The 25,397-nt window shown below is 72.9% G+C and carries 20 protein-coding genes and 1 tRNA gene; 7 read left to right on the forward strand and 14 right to left on the reverse strand.

Annotated elements, in window-relative coordinates:
* Nucleotide 1 precedes the first annotated feature (1 nt).
* The 12 genes from ACFOVU_RS05370 to ACFOVU_RS05425 all read right to left on the reverse strand — a co-directional run bounded on the left by ACFOVU_RS05370 (nt 2) and on the right by ACFOVU_RS05425 (nt 14,353).
* Complete coding sequence (locus ACFOVU_RS05370; protein WP_378530353.1) at nt 2–904, reverse strand: type II secretion system F family protein; 903 nt, start codon at nt 902–904, stop codon at nt 2–4.
* A gap of 20 nt (nt 905–924) precedes the next feature.
* Nucleotides 925–2,265, reverse strand: a complete 1,341-nt coding sequence (locus ACFOVU_RS05375) for a CpaF family protein (protein WP_378530355.1) — start codon at nt 2,263–2,265, stop codon at nt 925–927.
* Between the two features lie 55 nt (nt 2,266–2,320).
* Complete coding sequence (locus ACFOVU_RS05380; protein WP_378530357.1) at nt 2,321–2,722, reverse strand: TadE/TadG family type IV pilus assembly protein; 402 nt, start codon at nt 2,720–2,722, stop codon at nt 2,321–2,323.
* Nucleotides 2,723–2,732: 10 nt separating this feature from the next.
* Nucleotides 2,733–4,382: an AAA family ATPase gene (locus ACFOVU_RS05385; protein ID WP_378530359.1), complete on the reverse strand. Its 1,650-nt coding sequence runs from the start codon at nt 4,380–4,382 to the stop codon at nt 2,733–2,735.
* Entirely contained in the window at nt 4,382–5,152 is a 771-nt protein-coding gene (cpaB, locus tag ACFOVU_RS05390; RefSeq protein WP_378530361.1) for a Flp pilus assembly protein CpaB, read from the reverse strand. Before cpaB ends, ACFOVU_RS05385 begins: the two co-directional genes overlap by 1 nt.
* A 111-nt stretch (nt 5,153–5,263) precedes the next feature.
* Entirely contained in the window at nt 5,264–6,403 is a 1,140-nt protein-coding gene (locus tag ACFOVU_RS05395) for a hypothetical protein (RefSeq protein ID WP_378530363.1), read from the reverse strand.
* 642 nt (nt 6,404–7,045) lie between these two features.
* Nucleotides 7,046–7,121, reverse strand: a tRNA-His gene (locus tag ACFOVU_RS05400).
* A gap of 79 nt (nt 7,122–7,200) precedes the next feature.
* Nucleotides 7,201–7,839, reverse strand: coding sequence for an oligoribonuclease (orn, locus tag ACFOVU_RS05405; RefSeq protein WP_378530364.1), 639 nt, complete (start codon nt 7,837–7,839; stop codon nt 7,201–7,203).
* A gap of 118 nt (nt 7,840–7,957) precedes the next feature.
* Nucleotides 7,958–9,667 (reverse strand): DUF2510 domain-containing protein, encoded by a 1,710-nt coding sequence (locus ACFOVU_RS05410; protein ID WP_378530365.1) that lies wholly within the window; start codon nt 9,665–9,667, stop codon nt 7,958–7,960.
* Nucleotides 9,668–9,766: 99 nt separating this feature from the next.
* Nucleotides 9,767–10,429, reverse strand: coding sequence for a hypothetical protein (locus tag ACFOVU_RS05415; protein ID WP_378530367.1), 663 nt, complete (start codon nt 10,427–10,429; stop codon nt 9,767–9,769).
* Nucleotides 10,430–10,570: 141 nt separating this feature from the next.
* A complete protein-coding gene (locus ACFOVU_RS05420) occupies nt 10,571–12,340 on the reverse strand; it encodes a substrate-binding domain-containing protein (RefSeq protein WP_378530368.1) in 1,770 nt (589 codons plus the stop codon).
* 294 nt (nt 12,341–12,634) lie between these two features.
* Nucleotides 12,635–14,353: a substrate-binding domain-containing protein gene (locus ACFOVU_RS05425; protein ID WP_378531182.1), complete on the reverse strand. Its 1,719-nt coding sequence runs from the start codon at nt 14,351–14,353 to the stop codon at nt 12,635–12,637.
* Nucleotides 14,354–14,688: 335 nt separating this feature from the next.
* Between ACFOVU_RS05425 and ACFOVU_RS05430 the strand changes: the two genes are divergently transcribed.
* The 3 genes from ACFOVU_RS05430 (at nt 14,689) to ACFOVU_RS05440 (ending at nt 17,150) form a co-directional block, all read left to right on the forward strand.
* Complete coding sequence (locus ACFOVU_RS05430; protein ID WP_378530370.1) at nt 14,689–15,210, forward strand: hypothetical protein; 522 nt, start codon at nt 14,689–14,691, stop codon at nt 15,208–15,210.
* Between the two features lie 142 nt (nt 15,211–15,352).
* On the forward strand, nt 15,353–16,177 hold the full coding sequence (locus ACFOVU_RS05435; protein ID WP_378530372.1) for a TrmH family RNA methyltransferase: 825 nt from the start codon (nt 15,353–15,355) through the stop codon (nt 16,175–16,177).
* Between the two features lie 67 nt (nt 16,178–16,244).
* On the forward strand, nt 16,245–17,150 hold the full coding sequence (locus ACFOVU_RS05440; RefSeq protein WP_378530374.1) for a 2-hydroxyacid dehydrogenase: 906 nt from the start codon (nt 16,245–16,247) through the stop codon (nt 17,148–17,150).
* On the opposite strand, the gene ACFOVU_RS05445 is transcribed toward ACFOVU_RS05440, so the two are convergent.
* A complete protein-coding gene (locus ACFOVU_RS05445; protein WP_378530376.1) occupies nt 17,080–18,387 on the reverse strand; it encodes an FAD-dependent oxidoreductase in 1,308 nt (435 codons plus the stop codon). The genes ACFOVU_RS05440 and ACFOVU_RS05445 overlap by 71 nt on opposite strands.
* Nucleotides 18,388–18,440: 53 nt before the next feature.
* Here ACFOVU_RS05445 and ACFOVU_RS05450 point away from each other — a divergent pair, with 53 nt between their 5' ends.
* The 3 genes from ACFOVU_RS05450 (at nt 18,441) to ACFOVU_RS05460 (ending at nt 21,978) form a co-directional block, all read left to right on the forward strand.
* Entirely contained in the window at nt 18,441–18,947 is a 507-nt protein-coding gene (locus tag ACFOVU_RS05450; RefSeq protein ID WP_378530378.1) for a MarR family transcriptional regulator, read from the forward strand.
* A 58-nt stretch (nt 18,948–19,005) separates the two neighbouring features.
* Nucleotides 19,006–20,688, forward strand: coding sequence for a bifunctional 3'-5' exonuclease/DNA polymerase (locus tag ACFOVU_RS05455; RefSeq protein ID WP_378530380.1), 1,683 nt, complete (start codon nt 19,006–19,008; stop codon nt 20,686–20,688).
* 126 nt (nt 20,689–20,814) lie between these two features.
* Nucleotides 20,815–21,978, forward strand: coding sequence for a C40 family peptidase (locus tag ACFOVU_RS05460; protein ID WP_378530382.1), 1,164 nt, complete (start codon nt 20,815–20,817; stop codon nt 21,976–21,978).
* A 380-nt stretch (nt 21,979–22,358) separates the two neighbouring features.
* Here the strand turns inward: ACFOVU_RS05460 and ACFOVU_RS05465 are convergent, their stop codons facing one another.
* Nucleotides 22,359–24,152 (reverse strand): gamma-glutamyltransferase family protein, encoded by a 1,794-nt coding sequence (locus ACFOVU_RS05465; RefSeq protein WP_378530384.1) that lies wholly within the window; start codon nt 24,150–24,152, stop codon nt 22,359–22,361.
* Between the two features lie 294 nt (nt 24,153–24,446).
* Here ACFOVU_RS05465 and ACFOVU_RS05470 point away from each other — a divergent pair, with 294 nt between their 5' ends.
* A complete protein-coding gene (locus ACFOVU_RS05470) occupies nt 24,447–25,340 on the forward strand; it encodes a hypothetical protein (protein WP_378530386.1) in 894 nt (297 codons plus the stop codon).
* Nucleotides 25,341–25,397 lie beyond the last annotated feature (57 nt).

Consider the following 25,397-nt stretch of genomic DNA (forward strand, 5'->3'; position numbering starts at 1 on the left):
ATCAGAAGTCGATCTTGGTCATGCGGCGCACCGCGACGAACCCGATGACGAAGAGGGAGAGGCCGATACCGAGCACCGCCAGCCCCGCCGTGCTTTCGGTCATGGTGCGGACGGTTCCCGGCTGGAGCATGTTGAGCATGAACAGGGAGCCGATGCCCATGGCGAGCAGCGCCCACGAGGTGGCGGTGGTCTCGCCCAGGATGGTGATCATCTCGCGACGGGTCTCCTTGCGGCTCTCCAGGGTCGAGGAGATGCTGCGCAGCGCGGTGACGAGGGCACCGCCGGAGCGGGACGCGACCAACAGGGTGCTGATCAGTACCCCGATCTCCCGTGACGGCATCCGGTCGCGGAGGTCGGCGATGGCCTCTTCGAAGGGCTGGCCGACCTGCATCGACCGCGCCGCGATGCGGAGTTCGGCCCCCGCCGGGTCGTCGAGTTCATCGGCCGCCATGTCGATGGCGGTGGGCAGCGCCAGCCCCGCCTGGGTGGCGTTGGACAGCACCCGGGCCAGCTCCGGCAGCTGCGCGGTGAACGCGTCGCGGCGGCGCTCCTCCTGCCGCTTGAGGTAGGCGAAGAACCCCACTACCACGCCGGCGGCGGCGAGCACGCCGAGGATGGGCGCGAGCGACTGCCAGACGAACACGACGGCCACGATCGCACTGCCGGTCATCGCCAGGACGAACACCGAGGGACGGACGTTCACCCCGGCGGTGGCCAGCCGGCGTTCGATGGTGCGGCCCAGCTCGGTGCGGCGCAGCCGTGCATCGAGCCGCGCCGTGGGCGTACTGGCCCGGCGCTCGACCTCGGCGAGCGCGCTACGCGATGCCAGCATGCGCCGCTGCGCGGCGCCGTCGGCGAAGGCGTAGATGCCCATGACCGCGATGACGAGGGTCACCGCAGTCATCAGGAGGATGATCGGGACGTTCACGGCGTTGCTCCCAGGGCGGTGGGGGACGTTCGTGCGGTCGATGGGGCGAGGAAGGCGTGCGGGACGGCCTCGCCGGCGTTGGTGATGCGCTGCGCGACGTGGGGCGGCAGCGGGAAGCGGTGGAACTCGCCGTGGACGATCCCCTGGGCGTCGAGCGGCCGGGCATCGAAGCGCAGGACCGGGTCCAGGCGGAACTCCTCGCGGCGGTTGGAGGCCACGAGCCCGACCTCGCCGACGCGGCGGCTGCCGTCGGCGTAGCGCGACAGGTGCACGATGACGTCCACGGCGGCGTTGATCTGGTCCTGGATCGCCTCGAAGGGGATCTTCACCTCGCTCATGGAGGCCAGGGTGAGCAGCCGGTGGACGGCGTCGTCGGCGGAGTTGGCGTGCACGGTGGCCAGCGAGCCGTCGTGGCCGGTGTTCATCGCCTGGAGCATGTCGAGGGTCTCGGCGCCGCGGACCTCACCGACGATGATGCGGTCGGGGCGCATCCGCAGCGAGTTGCGGACGAGGTCGCGGATCGTCACCTGGCCGGCGCCCTCCATGTTGGGCGGGCGCGACTCCAGGCGGATCACGTGCTCCTGCTGGAGCTGGAGTTCGGCGGAGTCCTCGATGGTGACGATGCGCTCGTGGCTGGGAGCGAAGGCGGAGAGCGCGTTGAGGAAGGTGGTCTTCCCGCTGCCGGTGCCCCCGGCGATGATGACGTTGAAGCGGGCGCGCACGAGCGCGGCGAGCAGGGAGCCGGTGGCTTCGTCGAGGCTCCCCTTGGCCACCAGCTGGGAGATCGTGAACGGCTTGGGGAACCGCCGGATGGTGACGATGGGCCCCGACAGGGACAGGGGCGGGATGATCACGTTGACGCGCTCGCCCGAGGGGAGCCGCGCGTCGACCATGGGGCTGGATTCGTCGACGCGGCGGTTCACCTGGGCGACGATCCGGTCGATGGTCTGGAGCAGCTGTGTCTCGCTGGCGAAGGTGGTGTCGATGCGCTCGACCCGGCCCCGCCGCTCGACGTAGACGTTGTCGGGACCGTTGACCATGATCTCGGTGACGGATTCGTCGGCGAGCAGGGGTTCGAGCACGCCCAGCCCCAGGGCTTCGTCGACCACGCGGCGGATCATCGCGCTGCGTTCGCGGTCGGAGAGCACCGGCCCCTCGCGGGACAGGATGTGGCCGACGACCTTCTCCAGCCGGATGCGGCGCTGCTGCATGCTCAGGATCGCGAGGTCGTCGAGGTTGATCTCGGTCAGCAGCCGCTGCCGCCAATGGGAGACGCTGCCGCGATCCGAGCCCTGCTCGGTCAGGTGGTCGTCGTCGAGACGGTCTCTCAAACCCATTGTGGTGCGACTCCAGGATGAGAACGAGGGGCGCTGCGCGCCCGGCGGTGCGGTTTCAGACGTTGGGCATGTCCACGCGCCGGGACACGGTGAGGTCCAGGCCGGTGGCGTCGAAGACGATCGGGAGGTGGATGGAGACCACGGCGTAGTACCCGCGGTTCTCGTTGGCGGCGATGGTCACCTCGGCGTCGTCCATCCACGCGGGCAGGGACTCCTGGGCGGTCCGGGTGGCCCCCTCGACCCCCTGGGTGCTGACCACCCGGGCGCCGGCCCGTGCGGCGGAGTGCATGCGCTCGACCGCGATGAAGTAGGCGAAGGTCTCGAAGGCCAGCGCCACGACGAGGAGGAACAGCGGAAAATACGCGGCGAACTCGACGAACTGCGATCCGCGGTCGCCCCGGCGCCGGCGAGCGGTCCGCACTCTCCGCCGCGGGGGCGGATCCGGTTCGGTGCTCATGTCCCTCCGTTCAGGGCGAATCCTCGGGGATGATCTTCGACGCGGCCGAGATCTCCCATGGCGTCGACGTGTTCGGCAGCACCGCGGGCATCGCCATGGTCGCGACGACGTAGGAACCGTCGGCCCGCTCGTCGATGGCGACCGCGAACGTGCCGTTGGCGTCCCAGGGGGACCGGATGCGCTTGATCGCCTCTTCCTGGATCCTGCCGATGTCATAGGGGGTGACCGCGGCCTGCCGGGCGCCTTCGTTGGCGGCGTGGCCGACGTACATGCTGGTGATCCCGAAGAGGATCACCTGCCAGGCGACGAGGAAGGCCAGGCCCAGCAACGGCACCACCGCGCCGAATTCCACGAACTGGCTGCCGCGGTCGGAGGCCGCCGGCTTGCCGCGGAAGAGCTTCTTCCCCTTCGGCGTGCGGTCGGGTGCGGCCGGGGGCGTGGTGCCCGTCGGCGGGGTGGGGGCCGCGGCGGTGGGGCCGGGGGTGGTGGCGGGGTCGGGGGCGAGTTCCAGGATGCCCAGTTCGCCGGCGACCCGTGCGTAGGACCTGAGGAGGGATTCGTCGGTGACCCGCTTGGGGTCGCCGGTGTTGGACGCCTCCTCCAGGCTGCGGTACATCGCGGGGATGGCGGTGGGCAGCATCTCGGTGCCCAGCAGCTTGCGTGCGAAGTCGGGCTGGATCTCGTTCTGCCGGCTGTGCCGGATGAGCAGGCTCGTGACGTTCTTCTTGTCGCGGACCTGGAGCCGCCCCCACATGGCGATGAGCCGCTGGGCGCCGCGCAGCGCCGGGAGGTCGGGGGTCACGGTGACGACCGAGGTGGTGGCCAGCTCGACCGCCATGGCGCTGGCCTCGGTCATGTGCGATCCGCAGTCGACGATCACCAGCTCGTAGCGTGAGCTGAGGGCGGCGAGGATCTGCCGCGCCGAGCTCTCGTTGACCTCCTCGCCGCGCTCGCCGTCGTTCGGGGCGAGCAGGACGTGCGGCCCCTCGGGGTGCACGTAGAGGGCTTCCGACAGCATCGCCGCGCTGATGTTGTCGGACGCCTCGACCAGGTCGACGATGCTGCGCCGGTGCTTGAGGTCGAGGTAGCCGGGGATGTCGCCCATTTGCAGGTCGAGGTCGACCAGGCAGACCACGCGGCCCGCCCGGGCGGCGGCCAGGGCGAGGTGGATGGCGACCGTGGTGGTGCCGATCCCGCCTTTGCCGCCGCTGAGCGTGATGATCGACCCGCGCCGCCCCGGGACCGGGACGTCCAGGGACGCGGCCTCGAAGTGGCGGCGCAGGGTCTGCGACCACTCCGCCGCCGTGGACACGCGGGCGTCGAGCTCTTCGATGGTGGCGTCGGCGCCGAGCACACCGCGGGCGCCGGCCTCCATCGCCCGGGTGAAGGTGTCGGGGTCGACGACGTCGACCAGCAGGATGACGGCCAGCTGCGGGTAGCTCCGGGAGATGTCGCGGATGAGCTCCACGACGGGGAGCGGCCCAAGGCGTTCGTGGACCAGGAGCACGTCCAGCGAGGGGAGGTCGCGGAGCGTGTTGCCCACCTCGGTGGAGGAGTGGTGCACGCTCACGACCTCGCACGAGCCGAGTTCGTCGAACCTCGCCGTGAGGGAGAGCTCCAGGTCGGTCGTCGGAACGCCGATCATGACCTTGTGCGTCATCAGTTGTCCTGCTGTTGCTGCTGGCCGTTGCCCTGGTCCTGCTGGCCGCCGTCTTCGAGCGCGGCCTGGTCGCTGGAGCAGAACTGGATGTCGCCGGGGTCGCCGGAGCCCTCGCCGCTGATCAGGCCCAGGCGCAGGGCGCTGGAGAAGGATTCGGCGTAGGTGAGCGCCAGCGTGTCCTGGGCGCTGAGCCGGAAGGTCACCGGGACGACGGCGGACTGGGTGCCGTTCTCGTTGACGTCCGAACCGACCTGGCCGACCTCGAGCACCTCGACGTCGGTGAGCACGCGGGTGGCGCAGCTCTCGGAGCCTTCGTCGCTCGCGGGGAAGGTGGCGTAGATGTCCACGCGGGACCCCTGCCGGACCTTGCCGGCCACGCCGGTCTCGGCGTCGACCATGATCGCGATCTCGCGCTCGCCGGCCTCCAGCTCAGGGGCGGGGATCACCATGCTCGACTGGAGGATGGAGTTCTCGGCGATGTAGGTCGATGACACCGCCTGGCTGCCGGGCTGCTGTTCGAGGACCTGGTCGAGATCGCTGATGAAGGTCTCTTCGTCGAAGAACCGGGCCGGGACCTCGTATGTCTCGACCATCTCCTCCGTGATCGGCTGGTAAGGCGCGACGTCCTGGGTGAGCCGGAGGGCGGTCCGGTAGGTGCCCAGCTCATTGTTGAGCGTGTTCACGTAGGAGACCACGGTGAAGAAGACCGCGAGGGCGCCGATCCCGGCGACGATCATCAGCAGCACGCCGCGTCGCTGTCGGGGGTTCATACGCTTCCGTTTCTAGGAGGGGGCGGGAGAAGAAGATGAAGGCCGGGGCGGGCCGGGGGCCGTGTCCTTCGGACGCGCCGGTCCGGTGCTCCGGTTCCGGTGAGGCGGCTCTCAGCCGGGTGACCCACCGTGTGGCGGAGGCTGCGGAGAGACGTGTGAAGGTTGTCGTGGGCCGGTGCCGTAGGGCCCCGCGCCTCCGCCGCCCGGGCCGGGCCGGCCGGGCGGCTGGTGGGAAGGGGCCGATGGGGGCGGGGCGGCCGCGGGTGCGGGGCGGCCGGCGGGTGGGCGCCGGGGATCGGCGCCGGAGCCCGACACCCACGCCGGGCGGATGTGCTCGCCGGTGGTGCGGGCCGGCGGCGGCGGGACATCGGCCCGGCGCGTGGGCGGCCGGCCGACGGGGGGCTGGTTGAGCGCCCCGCAGAAGGGGCAGTGCAGGCCCGACACGAGTTCACGGCACCAGGAGCAGGCGGTGGGGCGGACGGTCCGGACCGTGTTGCCCAGGGCCTGCGGGTGCGCGCTGAACGCGACGAACTCCACGTATTTGCGGGAGCCCCAGTAGGTGGCTCCCAGGGGCTGCTCGGGCAGGGCGTTCAACGACACCGGGCGGAGGGCCGGGGTGAACTGCTCGTTGAACTCGTCGATGGACTGGTCGTTGGGCCGGGCCACAAGGATCTGGATCGGCTCCATGGGCCGCCCCGGGATGTTGGGCGCGGGGTCCGATCTGCGCACCAGGCCCACGCGCTTCACGGGGGCGCAGAACGCCAGGAACGTGGCGCGCGGCACGTAGGACCCGAGGTGCTGCTTGAACGTGATCGGCACGGTGGACAGGCCGCGCACGCTCTTCATCCACGCGCCCGCGAGGAAGTGCTGCGGAAGCTCATCGGCCAGGCTCGCGGTGACGCCGGCGGGAACGTAGGGCGCCAGGTAGGCGAGCTGGTCGGCGAGGAGCGACAGCGCCAGCGGCGAGATGTCGAGCGCCACCTGCCCGATCCGGTCGGTCTGGAGCGCACCGCGGGCGAAGGCGATGGCGCGCTGGGGCCGCTGGGCGTGCCACTTCGGGTACAGGGCGACGACCCTGCGCCCCTGCTCGATGTGGTGCCGGGCGAAGTCCAGGAACCCCTCCGACTGGGTCGCGAGGTCGTCGCCCGTCAGGGTGAAGCGCTGCGCCGTGGTCCCTCCGAGGAGTCCCGTACTCGGGATGTCGGCGAGCAGGGCGACAGCGCTCACCGGCCGGGGAGGGGCGTTGGTCACGGTGCGGACTCCCTGGGGTCATAGGTGCCGGAGGGGGTGCGCCGACCGTCGGTGACGGCGGGCCCGGCTGTGGCGGTTCTGTGATTGTGAGCCGTTCCACGCGTGAACCGCGGAATCGGGCCGGGTTCCCCGAGCATCGTAACGAGTTCGGGAGAACGGATGGGATCCGATGCCTGCTCCGCGTGGGTGGGCTGGCTCTATGTTCAGCTTTGGGACGGCCGCCAAGAAGAGTCTCGTCGCAATCGATGCCCGAATGTCACTCGGCGTTTCAATTCGGCCGAATGTGGCCAGCACGAGCATCAATGGCGTTCGGCGGCGGATATCTCTCTGCCACCGGTTCGGGGCCCGTATCCCTTTGGCGGCCGGGTTCGCAGGTGGTTCGCGACGCTTTGTCACCTGTCATGGTAACGAAGGCGCAGGAAGCGGGTGGGGGGAGATGTGGTTGCCTGTGGATGAACCAGAGAACTCGGAACGGCGAGCCGACGAGCGTGCGGAGGCGGCGCCGCCCCTGGCCGGAGGCCTTTTCCGCGGGGCCGTTGGAGCGGAGCGAGGAGGCGAGCGTGACCGGAAAGCACAGAACCGCGTGGAAACGACGAAGGCCCCGGACCGCCGGTGTGACCGGGGTTCGGGGCCTTGTCCGCGTGGGGTGAGTGAGGGGACTTGAACCCCCGACTTCTTGGACCACAACCAAGTGCTCTGCCAACTGAGCTACACCCACCATGACCACCGGGCGGGAGGGACTCCAGCGCCTGTGTTCATGGAAGAGTCTAGCGGATCCGCGGGGGTGGTCGGCTCAATTAACCGGCGGGACGCTGCTCGGGGGAGCCGAGGACCCCGTTGCCGCCCGCCACGACGTCGGCTGCGACCGCGCGGGCCGTCGCGCTGTCGGGGCCGGGTGCGGCGACGAACGCGGCGGCCCGGTAGTAGCGCAGCTCCTGGATGCTCTCGGTGATGTCGGCGAGGGCGCGATGCCCGCCGTGCTTCTCCGGGCTGGCGAAGTAGACCCGCGGGTACCAGCGGCGCAGCAGCTCCTTGATGCTCGACACGTCGACCATCCGGTAGTGCAGGTGCGCGTCGATCCGGGGCATGTCGCGGGAGAGGAACAGGCGGTCGGTCGCGATGGAGTTGCCGCACAGCGGCACCTTGTTCGCCTCGGGGACGTAGCGCTTGATGTGCGCCAGGACGAGGTCCTCGGCCTCGGCGAGGCTCACCCCGCCGTCGAGCGCGTCGAGCAGGCCGGAGCCGGTGTGCATCTGGGTGACGAATTCGCCCATCTGGTCCAGCGCCGCCCGGGGTGGCTTGATGACGACGTCGATGCCGTCGTCGAGCTGGTTGAGCTCGCCGTCTGTGATCAGACAGGCCACCTCGATCAGCGCATCGCGTTCGAGGTCCAGCCCCGTCATCTCACAGTCGATCCACACCAGGCAGTCGTTCATGGGGGCTAGCTTAAGCCGTTTCGCCACGTCGGATTCGCGTCGGAACCCGTCCGGGGCCGCCGGCCGCGCCCCGGAGTCCCTGCTGCGGGTGCCCGGCGGCACCCGCACGCCACGGCGGCTAGAAGGACAGCATCCCGGTCGCCCGCAGGGCGACCACGGCCACGATGAGCACGATGACCAGGACGACGACGGTCGTCGCGCAGCCGAAGCAGCCGCCGCACCCGCTGCGCTTCTTCTTCTGCGGCGGGCGCTGCTGTTCCCACGGCGGGCGTCCCGCACCCGGAGCCCCGGGGGCCCCTGGCGTTCCGGGTGCGCCCCAGCCGGGGCCGTTCGCCGGCGGCCGGCCGGGGTACTGCCCGGCGGGGCCGCCCATGTGCGGTGGCGGTCCCCCCTGCGGGATCGCCGGGCCCTGGGCGCCGGGGAAGGCCGGGGCAAGCGGGGGCTCGGAACGGCGGCGGCGTCCGCGGCCCTTGGGCGGAGCGGGCGGCGGCTGTGGGGGTGCGGGCGGAAGGGGCTGGCCGCCGAAGGGCGGGAACCCGGGCGGCGGCGGACCCTGCTGCGGCCCCTGCGGCGGAAACCCCGCACCGGGCACCTGCTGCTGCCCGGGCCCGGACGGCGGGGGGAACGGGGGCTGCGGTCCCCCCGGCGGCAGCTGCCCGCCGAAGCCCTGCTGCCCGGGGGGCGGCACCGGCGGGTACCCGCCCTGGCCGAAGCCGCCCGCGGCCGGACCGCCGAACGGGGGCTGCTGGGGACCTGAGGAGGGGAGCTGCGGTGCGCCCGGTGCCTGGCCGGCGGCGCCCGCCGCCGCCCCGGCACCGGGGCCCGCTGCGGGATCGGGGGAGCCGGGGGCGCCGGGGGCGCCCGCCTCGGGCTGCGGCCGCTCGGCCGCCGCCTTGGCCTCCTCGGCGCGCTTGCGCGCCTGTTCCTCGGCCTCCTTGCGCTGCTCCTCCTGGCGCTGCTTGCGCTCGTCGGCGATCTCGGAGAGGCCCTCCTTCAGGTCGCCGAAGAACTTGTTGAACCGGAACCCCTTCTTCTTGTCCGTGCCGCTGTCGGCATCGGAGTCGGAGGGGCCGGCCCCGCTGCCGGCCGCCCCGGCGGCGAACATGGGGTCGTCGGGGCTGAACACGGCCGTGCGCGGCGGCTCGGCGCCCCCGCCGCCGGCGGCGTCGCCCACATCGGGGGCGGTGGGCTCGTCCCGGCCCGGTGCGGCCGCACTCGGGTCGAAGCGCATGGTGGATCCCCCGACGACGCCCGTGATGTCGGCGGTGGCCTCGTCGTCGGCCTGGCCGGGAGCGGGCTGCGACCCGGGCACGAAGCGCATGGTGGATCCGCCCACGACGCCGGTGATGTCGGCCGTCGCTTCGTCGTCGGCCTGGCCGGGGGAGGGCTGCGACCCGGGTACGAAGCGCATGGTCGCCCCGGCACCGGCGGGCGGGGCGGCGCTCGCGGGTCCGCTGTCGGCGGGTGCCGCCTGGGCCCCCGAGCCGGACGCCGCCCACTGGGCGGGGTCGATGCGCATGGTGCTGGGATCGTCGGCGGGGGCGGGGGGAGCGGCGTGCGCCGCACCGGACAGCTGCGCGGGGTCGATGCGCATGGTGCTCGGTTCGTCCGCGGGGGCCGGCGCGGTGCTTTCGGGGTCGCCGCCCCGGCCCGCTGCGCCGGCGAGGTCGGCCGTCGCGTCGTCATCGGCCGGGGGCGCGGCGGCCTGACCTTGCAGCTCCGCGAGCGATTGGACGTGCTGCGTCCACTCGTCGCCGTTCCACCAGCGCAGCCGGTTCTCTCCCCCGTGAGGATCCGCGTACCAGCCCGGTTCGATCGATCCACCCATGGCCGACAGACTAAACGCTCTGTGGGGCCGGCATGACCCGGGCATCACCGCAGCCCCCCGCGGGAAGACGCGCCGGAGCGCCCCGCGGGGAGCCCTGTGTCAGGAACCCGACAGCTGTGCGTAAGGACGCTCGCCGTTGGTGGCGGGACCGCGGCGGGGCGGCGGGGGCGCCGCGACGGGAACCGTGTGCTGCTGCCGCGGGGCGAGCACGGCCACCCCCAGCAGCCGTTCCGGGGAGATCGCCCCCGGCCCGGCGCTGTGGGATCCGGGAACCTGGGAGTGGCCGAAGTGCCCGCCGCGGGCCCACGCGCGCTCGCCTCCGGCGGGATGCGGCGGGGTGACGGCGAGGGGCGCCCCGCCCGGCCAGCGCCGGGGCACCTGCCAGCCGTCGAGCCAGTCCAGCAGCGGAGCCAGACCGGTGAGGGGGCCGTCGGTGAAGGGGGAGAGCGCGTGCCCGATGACACGGATGACGATGCACACCCGTCCCTCGCGGGCACGGTCGGTGCCATGGGTCCCCAGCTGGCCCAGTGCGGGGACGGTCGCGGGCAGCAGCTGCGCGGTCTCACCTGTGACGGGGTTCCAGACCAGGTGTGCGCTGTGCCCGTCGCTGTCGAGGCGCTGGGCGACCGAGCGGGCCGACAGCGCGAATGGATCGGATTCGGTGGTCAGCCATACGGCGCGTGGTGCGCCGCCTTGGTAGACCCCTCCTCCCTGTGCTCTGGAGCGGACTCGCCCGGCGCCGGGCATCCACGCATTGGCCACGTCAGCCGCCTTTCACCGATCGCAGACCTACCGCACCCCTCTGAGTACGCGAATCCGACCGCTAAGTCCATAGGCGTAGAAGACGGGCAAGTGGGGTCTATCCGTCACGGGTCGGCCGCTACCGGAAGGTCACTTGGTGAGTCACTCCTCCTCGGCGGGCGTGTCCAGCCGCTGGGCGAACGCGCGCAGGAAGATGTCGCCGATCTCGGTGGGGTCCTCGGTGGTGTAGGCCTCGCCGCCGGTGGCCGCGGCGATCCGCTCAAGCGGCTCGGGGTCGATGTCGGGCCCGAAGGCGATGGTGAACACGGGGATGGGCCGCTCGGGGGAGGACTCCGACTCGATGGTGGAGAGCAGCTCGTCGATGTCGATGCTGTCGGCGTCGTCGTTGTTGCCATCGGTGAGCATGAGGATGGCGTTGATCCGGTCGGCCCGGTAGGTGCGCGACATCTCGCGGTAGGCGGCGAGGTAGGTGTCGTAGAGGCCGGTGTCGCCGTCGGGCAGCGGCTCCATTTCGGCGAAGGCGGCGGCCAGGGCCTCCTTGTGGGTGACGCCGTTGGTCTCGGCGGACAGCTCCCGCACCGGCAGCAGTTCGCTGTAGTCCAGGTCGTTGTTGATCTTCACGGAGAACTGCCACAGGCCCAGCTCGGATCCCTCGGGGAACAGGTTCAGGCCCTCTGCCGCGGAGGCCGCGGTCACCTCCATGCGGTTCACGTCGGTGCCGGGCACGGGTTCGAGCATGGACCCGGAGATGTCGACCAGGGTGAGCAGCCGGGTGTCGAGCTTGAGCCGGTTCCACGCCTGGGCGAGCTGCTGGACCGACTGCGTGGAGGGCGTGGGCAGGCTGTCGGGGGCCTCGGCGGTGAACCCGGCGTCCTCGGTCAGGACCTCGGTGTCGGCCGCGCCGTCGGCGGACCGGAAGCCGTCGGCCGCCAGGGTGCGCCGGGCGGCGTCGCCGGTCAGCGCGGCCCGGAAGACCTCGGCGGCCCGCGACATCACCGGGTCGCCGGTCCGCACGATGTAGGGGTAGTCGAGCGTGTAGGTGCCGCCCTGGGGATAGGTGATGCGGGCCGGGGCGTCCTCGTGTGCGCTGTTGAAGCGCCAGGCGGCCTGCTCGGGCAGGACGAGGAACCGCGGTTCGCCGCCGGTGTCCTCGCTGAGCAGGCCGAACGCCGCCTCCTCGTCGGGTGTCACGCCCCGCTGGAGCGTCTGGAGCGCGGCGACGAGTTCGGGCCGTCCCTCGGTCTCGTCGCCGATGGCGCCGGAGATCAGCGCGAGTGTCGCCATGCCCGAGGAGCTGCGGATGGGGTCGACCAGGCGCACGTCGTTCCCGGCGGCCCCGGCCGAGGGGGCGGTGGTGGGGACCAGCGCGTCCCATGAGGGCTGCTCGTCGTCCTCCTGGTCTCCGCTCTCGGCCGGCTGGGCGAGGACGAGGGGGGAGGAGGCCACCGAGGTGCCGGTGTCGGTGAAGCCGGCGTCGCCCGACTCGTCCTTGACGATGTCGGGCCAGAGGGAGGAGTCGGGGATCCACACATCGGAGTCGGTGTCACCGATGGTCGGGCCGCCGCCGGTGATGCCGTAGGTGACGTTCGCGGAGTCGATCGCCTGAACATCGGCGACCACGCACCGTCCGTCGAGGTCGTGACGCTGGGCGTTGAACTCCTCGGCGATGGCGGTCAGCGCGGTGTCGAGCTCGGGGCTGACGGCCGCGGTGACGACGATGTCCTCCCCGCTGCACCCGTCCTGGGTGTTGAACACGTACCAGCCGGTCACCCCGAGGCCGAGCATGATGCTGAAGGCGGCGGCCAGGGCCGCGAACGCGCCGCCGCGCCCGCGGCGGCGCCGATTTTCGCCGGGGTGTTCGTGCAGGTCAGAGGCGTCATCGTCTTCATGCTTTCCGCGGTGGCGTCCCAAGGTAGTCCTCACGGGGGTGTGCTGCCTGGCGGGGCTGTTGCCGGAACGGTACTGAACGCCTCTTTCGGGGCCTAGAGCCGAAAGGTGGGTTGTGTGCGGCCCTCTGTGCCGCGTTGATCTTGGCCGTCATCCGGAATGCCCGGTCAGTCGCCGAATCGCGCTCGGCATCACGCTCCGTGTTCGATGGTCCGATGCGACGAGGGCCCCGGCACCGTTATTCGATCGTGATGATCGGTCGCCGTGAGCGACGGTGCCACGGCATCACCGACCCGGCGCCCCGCCGCGCTGCCCGCCTCACTCGTCGCAGTCGGGAACGCACAGCCGCCGGGAGACCGAGCCGAGGAAGATGTCGCCGATCTCCCCGGGGTCGTCGGTCACCGAAAGGGTGCCGCTGGTCGCGCCGGCGATCGCCGACAGTTCGGCCCGCTCGGGCTGGGCGCCGAAGGCGATGATGAACAGGGTCACCGGGCGCTCGGGGTCGAAGCGGTCCTGGAGCTCGGCGACCAGCTCGCCGTGGGAGATGTCGCTCGAACCGCCGTCGCGGCCGGCGGTCAGCACGATGACACTGTTGATCTTGTCCTGGTCGTAGGCGTCCTGGACCTCCTCGTAGGCGGCGAGGATGTTGTCGTAGAGGCGGGGGTCGCCGCCCTCCACGCCGATGCTCTCGGTCATCCGGTGCAGCTCTTCACGGCGGGTCGTGCCGTCGCCGCGGTCGGCGGCGCCGAGCCGGGCCAGGCCCTCGGCCTCCTCCCGGCCCGATGCGCCGAATCCGCTGGAGAGCAGCCACAGCCCGAGGTCGGTCTCATCGGGGAACAGCGACAGCCCCAGCTGCGCGGCGTCCTTGGCGACCTCCATCCGGCTCGGCCCGCCGTCGAGGTCGGCCGACATCCCCTCGGACACGTCGGCCAGCACCAGCGCCCGCGACGGCATCGACAGCCGGTTCCAGTCCTCGACCGCTGTCACCAGTGCGTCGCCGGTGAGGCCACCGTGGGTCTCGGGTGGGTCGGCGGTGATCCCCTCAAGGCCGCGCAGCCCGGCGCCGGCCGAGCCGTCGGGCTCGCGGAACCCCAGCTCGCGCAGCTGCTCGCGGTAGGGCTCGCCCTGGAGGACCGCGTAGAGGTCGTCGGCCGCGGCGGCCTTGCGGGGGTCGTCGCCGGTGGACACGAACGGGTAGTCCAGGCTCACCGTCCCCTCCTGCGGGTAGAGCGCCGTCAGCGGCTCCTCGGGGCCGCCGGCGTTGTAGCGCGCGACCGCCTGCTCGGGTACCACCGCGAGCGGGGCGGGGCCGGCCGGCGCCGGGTGGACCGACGAGAGGTCCAGCTCGCCGAATGCGGTGTGGGGCTGCACGTCGCGCACGAAGTCGGTCATGGCGGTGTCGGCGTCGTCGCCGGTGCCCAGGGACCGCCGCACCGCGTACATCGCGGCCATGCCGTCGACCCCTCGGTTGGGGTCGACCATGACCAGCGGGCGCTCCGGGTCGCGCTCGCCGGGCAGCACCAGGTCCCAGCTGGCGTCACCGGGTTCAGGGATGCCCTCGGCTCCCCGGGGCGCTGCGAGCACCACCGGCGAGCTGGCCAGTGACCGGGGCGATGTCTCGATGGTGCGCGCACCCGACTCCGATACCCGGGCCAGCTCCACCCAGGCCGAGGACTCCGGGACCCACACGTCGGGGACGACCGAGGCGGCGTCGTCGCCGACGGGCCCGCTCGACAGCTCCGTCATGATGCGGTGCGGCGCCATCTCCCCGGCCTGGGCGAACATGCAGGTCCCCGAGTAGCTGTGGCCGGCCGCATTGAATTCGTCGGCGGCCCGTTGCAGCACGGGCGTCATGCCCAGCGTGGCCGACACCCGGAGGTAGCCGGTCTCGGCGCAGCCGGCGTAGCGGATGCCCAAGGGCACGCCGACGCTCGCCGCGGTGATCAATGCCACGGAGAGGGCGGTCACCCCGAGGGGGGAGGCCAGCGCGGTCCGGGCGCGCGAGGGGAGGGGGAGGCGGTGCCGTCCGGTGGACATCTTCTCCGGTTCTCCGGTGGGGGGGCGCATGCTTGGGCGCGACCTTACGCTTAGGTAACGCTCGTGAGAAGAGCCCGACACAACACGTGACCGAACCGAACAGCGGGATGGCCACTCTTACCGTGCATGGCTAATATGCGAGTCCGGCCCATGCCGGAATCCGACGTTGTGCACGCCCGTGCCCCGGTCCTCCCCAGACCGGAGCAGCGGGGATCCCCCACCGGATCCCGTGTGCCCGGCCGGGCGTGCGTGGGGATCGCGGGAATTCCAGGGCACGACCGGGTAGGGTCGCGTCGCACCCATGCGTCATCATCCGACTTCGTAGAGTGGCGGCCATGTTCAAGCTGAACCCACGCCGGGGCCTTCCCGGCGCGATCGGTACCGCGGTGCTCGGCTCCCTGTGCCTGGGCGGCGCCCTGGCCTACGCCTTCGCCGTGGGCGGCGCGCTGATGGCGCAGCAGACCGAGCCGCCCGCCGAGACCTCGGTCGGCTCGGTCAGCGAACTCAACGCCATTCCGGACGCCCCCGTCGGACAGCTTCAGATCAGCGTCGTCGACGGCGGGCGCGCTTATGTGCAGAACCTCACATGCACCGGCGCCCCCGAAACCGATCCCGCCGCGTGCGCGCAGATGGCCCAGGTCCAGCGCCAGCTCGCCGAAGACGGCGGCGACGCCGATGCCCCCTTCGCCGAGGTCGCCGACGGCGCGGTGTGCACCGATGAGGAGTACGGCCCCCAGGAGGCCGTGGTCACCGGAGTCTGGATGGGCGAGGAGATCGACACCGAGCTCAACCGGATCGGCTCGTGTGAGGAGGCCCGCTGGCAGCGCCTGCTGCCGGTGACCGATCCGCTGGCGTGATCGGAACGGCGAGCCGACGAGCGAGCGGAGGCGGCGCTGCCCCCGGCCGAAGGCCCGATTTGCGGGGCCGTTGGAGCGGAGCGAGGAGGGGAGCGTGACCAGAAGAACCGGCTGGTCCTCCGCAGGCGGATAATCGACCTTCATGAACGTCATCGAGGTCGACGACCCCCGCGATGAGCGGCTGGCCGACTATGTCCGGCTCCGCGACGTCAACTTGCGGCGGAGCCTCGAAGCCGAGCACGGCCTGTTCATGGCCGAGGGGGAGAAGGTCATCCGGCGGGCGCTGCGCGCCGGGTTCGAACCGCGGTCCCTGCTGCTGACCCGTCGCAGGCTGGCCGCCCTCGCCAATGTCGCCGAGTCGGCGGCCGCGCCCGTCTACGTCGTCGACGACGACGTCGCCGAATCGGTCGTCGGCTTCGACCTGCACCGCGGTGCCCTGGCCTCCGTCCGCCGCCGCCCCCTTCCCGCGGCCGACGCGGTCCTGTCGGGCGCGCGCCGGGTCGTGGTGCTGGAGGACATCGTCGACCACACCAACGTCGGGGCGATCTTCCGCAGCGCCGCCGGCCTGGGTATCGACGCGCTCCTGCTCGCTCCCCGCTGCGCCGACCCCCTCTACCGCCGCTCCGTCAAGGTCTCCATGGGTGCGGTGTTCACCCAGCCCTACGCCCGCCTCGACGACTGGTACGGCGGCCTGGACGACCTGCGCGGACGCGGCTTCCGGCTGCTCGCCCTGACACCGGGCCCCGGATCCGTCCCACTGGCCGGCGCCTTGGCGGCGACCGGCCCCGCCGACCGGGTCGCGCTGCTGCTCGGTACCGAGGGCGACGGCCTGTCCTCGCGTTGGCTGGACCAGGCCGACGCCGCCGTGCGCATCCCCATGGCACCAGGGCGGGATGTGGACTCCTTCAACGTCACCGCCGCGGCGGCGATCGCCTGCTATGAGCTGGTACGCGACGCGCCCGCCTGAAGCCGCCCGCGGCGAGCCCGGTACGGTACCCCTCAAGCGTCGCAACGATCACGGAGGTCGGGAACACATGGCGGATCCGGTCCTGGTGCCCTGGCAGGACAATGCCGACAACGCGCCCGGCGGGGTACGGGCGGTCGTGTACAACGGCGAGGGCGATCCGCCCGCCGGCGCCTCCGATGCCGTTCTCTACGTGGTCCCCTACGGCCCCGGCCAGCGGCTCGACGTGATCGCCGGCATGCCGCGGCTGCGCGCGGTCCAGGTGCTGACCGCCGGCTACGAGCACGTGCTCGGTGTGCTGCCCGACGGGGTCGCGCTGTACAACGGCCGCGGGCTGCACGACGCGAGCACCGCCGAGCACGCCGTCGCGCTCATCCTCGCCGCCCAGCGCGACCTGCCCACGTGGGCGCGCGACCAGTCCGCCCACCGGTGGCGCCCGTTCTACACGCGTTCGCTGGCCGATGCCCGCGTGCTGATCGTCGGCTACGGCAGCATCGGCGCGGCCATCGAGGCGCGGCTGCTGCCGTTCGAGACCGAAGTGGTGCGGGTCGCCCGCCGCCCGCGCCCCGGCGAAGGCGTGCACGGCATCGCCGACCTGCACCGGCTGCTGCCCGATGCCGACGTCGTCGTGCTCGTCGCCCCGCACACCCCCGACACCGAGGGGCTGATCGGCGGCGCCGAGCTGGCGCTGCTGCCCGACGACGCCCTGGTGGTCAACGTCGGCCGCGGCCCGGTGCTCGACACCGGTGCGCTCCTGGCGGAGAAGGGCCGGGTCCGTGCGGCGCTGGACGTCACCGACCCCGAGCCGCTGCCCGCCGGCCACCCCCTGTGGGAGGCCCCGGGCGTGTACGTCACCCCGCACGTCGCCGGGGGATCGGCCACCTTCTACCCCCGTGCCCGCCGCTTCATCGACGACCAGCTCCGCCGCTGGGCCACCGGGGAGCCCCTGGCCAACGAGGTCCGCGCGGGCCGCTGACACCACCGCTGACACCACCAGCCGCCGCATCGACGCGCGCCTCGAAGTCGATCCGGTGGTCGAAGATCCAGGAGTGCCCCTTGCGGGCGGCGATGGCCCGGAAGACCACGGGGAGCACCAGGTCGCGCAGGGCGGTCTGAAGGGGGCCCGCGGCGAGCTTCGTCCGCCCCCTGCGGCGCCCCTCGGCCACGATGCGCCCGACCCGGTCGCGGCGGAGCGCCTCATAGACCTGGAGCGCCGATGCCGGGTCGGCGACGTCGCGCAGGCAGGCGGCGACCGTCACGGCGTCCTCCACGGCCAGCGATGCCCCCTGGCCGCTGGAGGAGGAGACGGCGTGCGCCGCGTCGCCCAGCAGCCCTACCCGCCCGCGGCTCCAGTAGGGCAGCCCGGCGATGTCGTGGATCCCGTCCGGGGTGAAGCCCGGGACCGGCGAGGCCCGCAGGATGGCGGTGATGTCGGGGTGGTCGCCGGTGAACAGGCCGATCACATGGTCGCGCCACTGTTCCGGTGTCCGGGAGGTGAGCGTGTCCCGGTCCGCCCGCGGGTGCGGGAAGTTGGTGAACCAGAAGATCCGGCCGTCGGGGGCGGTCTGGTGGCCGAAGAACGCGCGGCGGCCGTAGGTCATCCGGATGGTGCCTTCGGGTGTGGGCTCCAGCGGCAGCGGCGGTGTCACCCCGCCGATGTTGAGCAGGCCGGTGTATTCGGGACGGGGGGCACGCTCTCCGGCCGCCCCGTACATCGCGGCGCGCACGGGGGAGTGGATGCCGTCGGCGCCGATCAGCACGTCTCCTTCGCTGGTGCCGCCGTCGGTGAAGTGCGCCACGACGCCGGAGCCGGTGTCGGTCACGCCTGTCAGCCGCCGGCCGTACTCGATGCCGACGCCGTTGTCGGCTGCGGCGTGGGAGAGGGCCTCCTGGAGCCGCCCGCGCATGATGGTCACGGTGCGCAGGCCGGGCCCCAGGTCCGCGGAACCGTCGCTGAGGGTGCCGAGATGGCGGCCCTTGCCGTTGCGCATCTCGATGCTGGAGGTGGGGAAGTCGGCGGCCGAGAGCACCGGGCCGAGGATGCCGAGTGCGTCCAGTGCGGCCAGCCCGTTGGGTGCGATATTGAGGAAGCTGCCCAGCGACGCGGCCGGGCCTGCGTGCGCCTCGTGGACGACGGCGTCGATTCCTGCGCGGCGCAGGGCCACGGCGGCCACCGGGCCGCCGATCCCCGCGCCGATGACGAGTGCTCTCATGGCCGCTCCAATTATTTCGTTCGGACGAACGAAATATATACGAGGAGGACAGGGTGTCAACGGAAGAGCCGGTATCCCCGGAGCGCGCCGAACTGCTCCGCGCGGTCGCGGACGGCGGGCGGCGGATGAGCAACGCGGCCGTCATGTTCCACACCGCGCTGGCCGGCCTCCTGGGGATCGGCGCCAGCGACTGGAAGACGATGGACCTGCTGGAGCGCCACGGCCCGCAGACCGCGGGCGAGCTGGTCCGGCTGTCGGGGCTCGCCCCCGCCTCGATCACCGGGGTGATCGACCGGCTGGAGCGTCGCGGCTACGTCCGGCGCCGCCGCGACGATCACGACCGACGCCGGGTGGTCGTCGAGCTCGGAGCCGGCCTGCTGGAGCGCCGGGGCGACGCGTTCTCCGGGCTCACCGACCGCCTCGACCGGCTCTATGCCGCCTACAGCGACGACGAGCTCGCCCTCATCGCCGGATTCCTCGCCGAGGCGGCCCGGCTCCAGGCCGAGGCCACCGCGGAGCTGACCGACGCCACACCCGCCGGCCCCGTGCCCGGACCGTAGCCGCGTGCTGACCCGGCCATGGTGGGAAACGGTCCCTGGTGCGGAGCAGAATCGGATCATGCGTATTGGGGTGGTCGCGGACAGGGAGGGCGGCGGTCGGCTGCGCGAAATCGGCGCCGACCGCTCCTCCGACGGCGGGCTGTGGCGGGTCGGCGACCTCGCCGGGGCGGTCGCCGACTACGAGAACCACGGCGAAACCGCCCCCCGCTGGGTGTGGGCCGCCACCGACGAGGTCTACCCCCGGCTGGTCGAACGCTCGCCCCGGGTGGCGCGCTGCCACGACATCGCCCTGGTGGAGTCCCTCCTGCTCGGCCACGACGGCCGCTTCGGCGAGGCCCGCTCCCTCGGCGCGGCCTGGGCGCGCCTGCACGGCCGCGAGGTCCCGCCCGATCTGGTCACCCGCGCCGCGGACGGCGCCGACCCGCAGCCCGCGCTGTTCGAGCCCGACCGCTCCACCCTCCCCTCCGGAGTCGACCGCCTCACCGCGCTCCTCGAGGTCCACGACGACCAGCAGCGCCGCATCGCCCGCCTGCCCGACCCCGGCCGTTTCTCGCTGCTGGCCGCCGTCGAATCCGCGGGCGCGCTCGCGGCGGTGGAGATGAGCCACGACGGCGTGCCCTGGCGGGCCGACGTGCACGACGCCGTCCTCACCGAGCACCTGGGGCCGCGCCCCTCCCACGGGATGCGCCCCCCGGTGCTGGCCGGCCTGGCCGACCGCATCTCCGACGCCTTCGGCCGCCCCGTCAACCCCGACTCCCAGGCCCAGCTGCTCAAGGCGTTCGCCGCGCTCGGCCACCGGCTGTCCTCCACCCGCTCCTGGGTCCTCAAGGAGGTCGACCACCCCGTCGTCCCCCTGCTGCTGCGCTACAAGGAGCTGTCCCGGCTGCACTCCGCGCACGGCTGGAGCTGGCTGGACAGCTGGGTGCGCGGCGGCCGGTTCCGCCCCGACTACGTCGTCGGCGGCGTGGTGTCGGGCCGCTGGGCCACCCGCGGCGGCGGCGCCCTCCAGATCCCCAAGGCCATCCGCCGCGCGGTGGTGGCCGACCCCGACTGGACGCTGATCGCGGCCGACGCCGGCCAGGTGGAGCCGCGCATCCTCGCCGCCGTCTCCGGTGACGACGCCCTGGCCGCCGCGGCCGGCAGCGACGACCTCTACGCCCGCCTCGCCGGGTCCTTCGACGGCGACCGGCAGCGGGCCAAGATCGGCCTCCTCGCCGCCATGTACGGCCAGACCGGCGGCGACGCCGCCCCGCTCCTGCGCACCCTGCGCCGCCTCTACCCGCGGGCCCTCGACCACGTCGACGCCGCGGCGCGTGAAGGCGAGGAGGGCCGGCTCGTGCGGTCCTGGCTGGGCCGCACGTGCCCGCCGCCGTCGGAGATGTGGCGGCGCATCGCGATGGGCGGCGACGCAGCGGAGGACGACACCGCGGCGCGCCGGGCCCGCGAGCGCGGCCGGTTCACCCGCAACTTCGTCATCCAGGCCACCGCGGCCGAATGGGCCCTGGTCTTCATGGCCGCCGTGCGCCGCGGCCTGGCCGGCCTGGACACCGCCCACGGCGTGCCGCGCCTGGTGTTCTTCCAGCACGACGAGCTGGTCCTGCACGTCCCCCGGCGGATCGCCGACAGCGCGGTGGAGATGCTGGGCGCCGCCGCCGAGGAGGCCCGCGCCCTGATGTTCGGGCCGACCCCCGTCAGGTTCCCGCTCGATATCGCCGTTGTGGAGTGCTACGCCGATGCATGAGACCACCTCAGGAGGCGTCTCCGGCCCCGCGCCACCCGCCGTTCACGGGCCATACGCTTGAAAAGCGGGCGGCATTGCGCCCATGCTTGTACCGATATCGTGAACGGTCGGAATGTGGGGGTTCGGGTGCGGCATCGGCTGAGATCGTGCGCAGGGACGACAGCGGCCTTCGCCGTGGCCTTCACCGCCTTCGGCGCCCCCGCCTGGGCGGCCCCGGAACCCCACGTCGAGGCGCGCCCGCCGATCGACGCGCAGCGCGGCACCGGCCCCGCCGACCGTCCCGCCCCCTCCCCGCCGGTCGCCGATCCCGGCGCGCTCGACCGCGACGTCCGGGTCGCCCCGTTCGAGTCCGCCATCTCGAGCGAGTACTTCGCCGTGCTGCCCGAATCGGTCTCCCGCGCGGCCCTCGAACGGGTCCGGGAGCTCGACGGCGTCGAGTCCGTCGAGGTGGTCGACGCCGCGCGCGTCGGCATCGACGGCGAGAGCACGTCGGTCCTGGGAATCGACCCCTCCCGGTTCCGCAACTACGCGCCGGAGCCCTCCGCCGCGTCCGACGACATCTGGCAGGGGATCGCCGAAGGCCGCGTCGCGCTCTCCGACGACGCGGGCAAGCAGCGCGACCTCGACGTCGGCAGCGACATCACCCTCGCCGGCGCCAACGGCGAGGTCCAGCGCCAGGTCTGGACGCACGCCACCTCCGGAGTGGCCGGGATCGACGCCCTGGTCTCCCGGGAGCTCGCCGCCGACCTGGGCTTCCCCGAGGGCAACGGGCTGATCGTCTCGGCACCCGACGCCGACCTGTGGGAGCTGGAGGAGGAGCTGGCCGACGCCCTCGGCGAGGACGCCTCGCTCCAGCTGCTGGCCGAGGACCCCGGGGACCGCCCCTCCGATGCGACGGGCGACCCGGTCGGCGACGACGCCATCGAGGCCATGATCGAGGCCGCGCGGTCCCAGATCGGCGTCCCCTATGTGTGGGGCGGCGAGTCCCTGGCCGAGGGCGGCTACGACTGCTCCGGGCTGGTGCAGTGGGCGTTCGCCGAGGTCGGCGTGGCCGTCCCGCGGGTCACCCACGACCAGTGGTACGCGGGCGAGCAGGTCGACTTCGCCGACGCGCGGCGCGGCGACCTCATCTTCTGGCGCAGCGACCCCACGGCCCCCGACTACATCTCCCACGTGGCGATCTACCTTGGCGACGGCCGGATGCTGGAAGCGCCGCGCACCGGCCTGGACGTCCGCGAGACCGACGTGCGCACGGCGAACATGGCCGGAGTGGTGCGGGTCCGGGCCTGACTCCCACGCTCTCGCAACCCCTGCCCGTGAAAGGGCGAAGGGGCGGCGCCGCGCCGGCACCGCCCCTTCTCTCCTGTCATTGAGACCAGCCGGGAGGGGAAGGCTGGCTCGGCAGGAGGGGGCGCAGGGCACGTCACTGAGGGAGGGGGAGCCAGCGAAACCAGCCCTGCGTGTGGCTATTCGATTATCGGACGAGCCCTCGGAATTAGGCGCATCGCCGACTTCGGGATCAAGGAAAGCAGCGCCCGGCCAATTTGGCAAGAGCAACGAGCTTTGCCGTGATCGCTCGTAAAACAGCGGAAAGCGCACACGGTCGCGGGCGGGCCGGCCCGCCCCTCTTCCGGTGCAGCGCAGACTCGTTCCCGCCCCCTCCGCGCGCCTCAGCGCCCGGCCGCGTACCCCTGTGCGCCGCGCGGGTTGGCGCCGGCGCGCAGCACGCCCGTGGCGGGATCGCGGGCCACCGCCGACAGCCGGCCCAGCGACCACGCATCGGAGACGACCACCCGGTGGCCGCGGCGGCGCAGGTCGGCGAGGACGTCGTCGCCGAACCGCGACTCCACCACCAGCTCGCCCGGGGCCGTCTCCCGCGGGTGGAAGGAGCTGGGGAAGGAGTTGCCATGGAACATCGGGGCGTCGATCGCCTCCTGGAGGTTGAGCCCGCCGTGCACCAGGCGCAGGAAATAGGTCAGCGACCACTGGTCCTGCTGGTCGCCGCCGGGCGTGCCGAGCGCCATCACGGCCGCGCCGTCCCGGGTGACCAGCGTCGGGGTGAGCGTGGTGCGGGGGCGCTTGCGCGGGGCGACGACGGAGGGCGAGCGCGGGTCCAGCCAGAACATCTGGCCCCGGGTGCCCAGCGGGAAGCCGAGGCCGGCGATCACCGGTGAGCTGGCCAGCCAGCCGCCGCTGGGCGTGGCCGCGACCATGTTGCCGTGCCGGTCGACGACGTCGAGGTGGCAGGTGTCGCCGCGCTGTTCGGCCGGCCCGGCGCGCTCGCCGGTGCGGTTGACGGTGGGCTCGCCGCCCAGCCCGGGGTCGCCGGTCGTGCCCGCCAGGCGGGGTTCGGGCAGGTAGGGCGTGCGTCCGCCGGGCGATCCGGGGCGCAGTTCCAGGGACGCCTCCGGGCCGACGAGCCCGGCCCGCTGCGCGGCGTAGCCGGTGCCGAGCAGGTCGGCGAGCGGGACGTCGGTGAAGTCGGGGTCGGCGTACCAGGCCTCGCGGTCGGCGAAGGCGAGCTTGGCGGCCTCGGTGACGGTGTGCACGAAATCGGCGGAGAGGACGTCCAGGTCACCGGTCCCCAGCGCCTCGGCGAGGCGCAGCTGTTGCAGGAACACCGGGCCCTGCCCCCACGGGCCCGTCTTGTGGACGGTGTGGCCCGCGTACTCGATGCTGACGGTGTCCTCGTAGGAGGCCGACCAGCCGGCGAGGTCGTCGCCGTCGAGCAGCGCGCGGTGGTGGCCGCCGGCGCCGTCGGGGACGGGGCCGGCCAGGGATTTGAGGATCTCCTCGGCCACGAACCCCTCACGCCAGATCCGGCGGGCGGCGTCGATCTGCGCCTCACGGGTCGCCGCCGACGCCTCGGACTCCTCGATGATCCGCCGGTAGGTGGCGGCGAGCGCCGGGTTGGTGGTGAACGATCCGGCCTGGAGGGCCCGGCCGTCGCGCAGGTAGAGCGCGGCCGACCCCGGCCACCACCGCGTGAAGACCTCGCGCATGTCGGCGATCTTGTCGGCGATCTGGGGCAGGACCGGGTAGCCGCGCTCGGCGTAGCCGATGGCGTGGTCGAGCGCGTCGCGCAGGGAGATCGTGCCGCGGTCGCGCAGCAGCAGCATCCAGGCGTCGAACGCGCCGGGCACGCACGCCGGGAGCACGCCGCTGCCGGGGATGCGGTCGAGCCCGGCGAACGCCTCGGGGGTGGCGGCGGCGGGCGCGGGCCCCTGCCCGCAGACCACGGTGGGGGCCCCGCCGGCCGCGTGCAGGATGATCGGCACCTCGCCGGCCGGCCCGTTCAGGTGCGGCTCCACGACCTGGAGGGTGAACCCGGCGGCCACGGCGGCGTCGAAGGCGTTCCCACCCCGTTCCAGGACCGACATCCCCGCGGCGCTGGCCAGCCAGTGGGTGGAGGAGACCATGCCGAAGTGCCCGCGCAGTTCGGGGCGGGTGGTGGGATCGGGCATTCGGGGGAGCCTTTCTCGTGGTCGCGGCGGGTCGGCGGGACACCCTCGGGGCGCGTCCGGTCGTTGGATCGTAGGCCCATTCACTCATGAATGGGGAGGATCGGGGCGAAATCCCTCTCGAAGGAAAGGGTGAATGGTCTCATATACCGCAAATCGCCCGAATTCGTGGCGAAGCCGTCCACATCGGCGTGCGCGGGCCGGCTCCCGCGGGGTACACCGTGATCAGAACGCGCCCGCGCCGCGCCGGGACCCGACCCGCGGCCGGCGCACACGACCGAGAGGTGGGATCGGCCCGTGGCACCCGAGGAGACGGCGACGCAGATCCTGCTGCGCGGGCTGGTCGACGACGCGGGCCTGTTCCCGCCGGCCTCGCTGAGCATCCTCCAGGCGGTGGAGCGCCACCGCTCGGACCGGATCGTCGCGCACCCGATGCTCACCCACCGGCTCCTGTGTCCCGAACAGCGATGGTCCGAGTTGCTGGCCCGGGTGAACGGCGGCGGGCCCATCGACGCCGCCGTCGTCCTCGACGCCGAGCGCGGCTTCGCCGCCACCCCGCCGGAGTCGAGCCCCGGTGTCCGGGTCACCCACTACGAGGCCCGCGCCCGCGCGGAGGACCTGCGGATGGCCGCCGACCTCTTCCGCAGCGGGGACCTGGAGGGCAGCGGCCGGACAGTGTTCTTCGAGTTCGACCCCCTCCCCGAGTTCCCCGACCTCGCGGGCGCCCCCGCGTTCGGGCGGACCTCGGGGTGGCCGGCCGCGGTGGCGATGCTGGGCGGGGCACGGCCGCTGGGCGTGAAGATCCGCTGCGGCGGCCCGAAGGCCGCCATGTTCCCCGGTGTCTCCGACCTCGCCGACGCGCTCCTGGCCTGCGTCGAGCACGACGTCCCGTTCACCGCCGCCGGGCTCCAGCACGCCGTCCGCCACACCGACCCGCGCACCGGTTTCGCCCATCACGGCTACCTCAACCTGCTGCTCGCCACCGTGGCCGCGCTCTCGGCCGACCGCGGCGCCGTCAAGGCGGCGCTGGCCTGCACCGACGGCGCCCGGCTGGCGGCCGGCGCCGCTGAGGTCGCCCCCGGCGACGCCCGCCGCGCCCGCGACCTGTTCACCCGGTTCGGCGCCCGCAGCACCGGCGACCCCGTGCGCGACGCCGAAGGGTTGGGCCTGCTGGGATCGTGGGAGATTTGACCAGGGGGCCGGAATCCGGCCCCCCGGCCCCGCGCTGAACGCCATCGCCGACGGCCC

Origin of the sequence: Nocardiopsis sediminis (assembly GCF_042650565.1) — a bacterium.
Lineage (GTDB): Bacteria > Actinomycetota > Actinomycetes > Streptosporangiales > Streptosporangiaceae > Nocardiopsis_B > Nocardiopsis_B sediminis.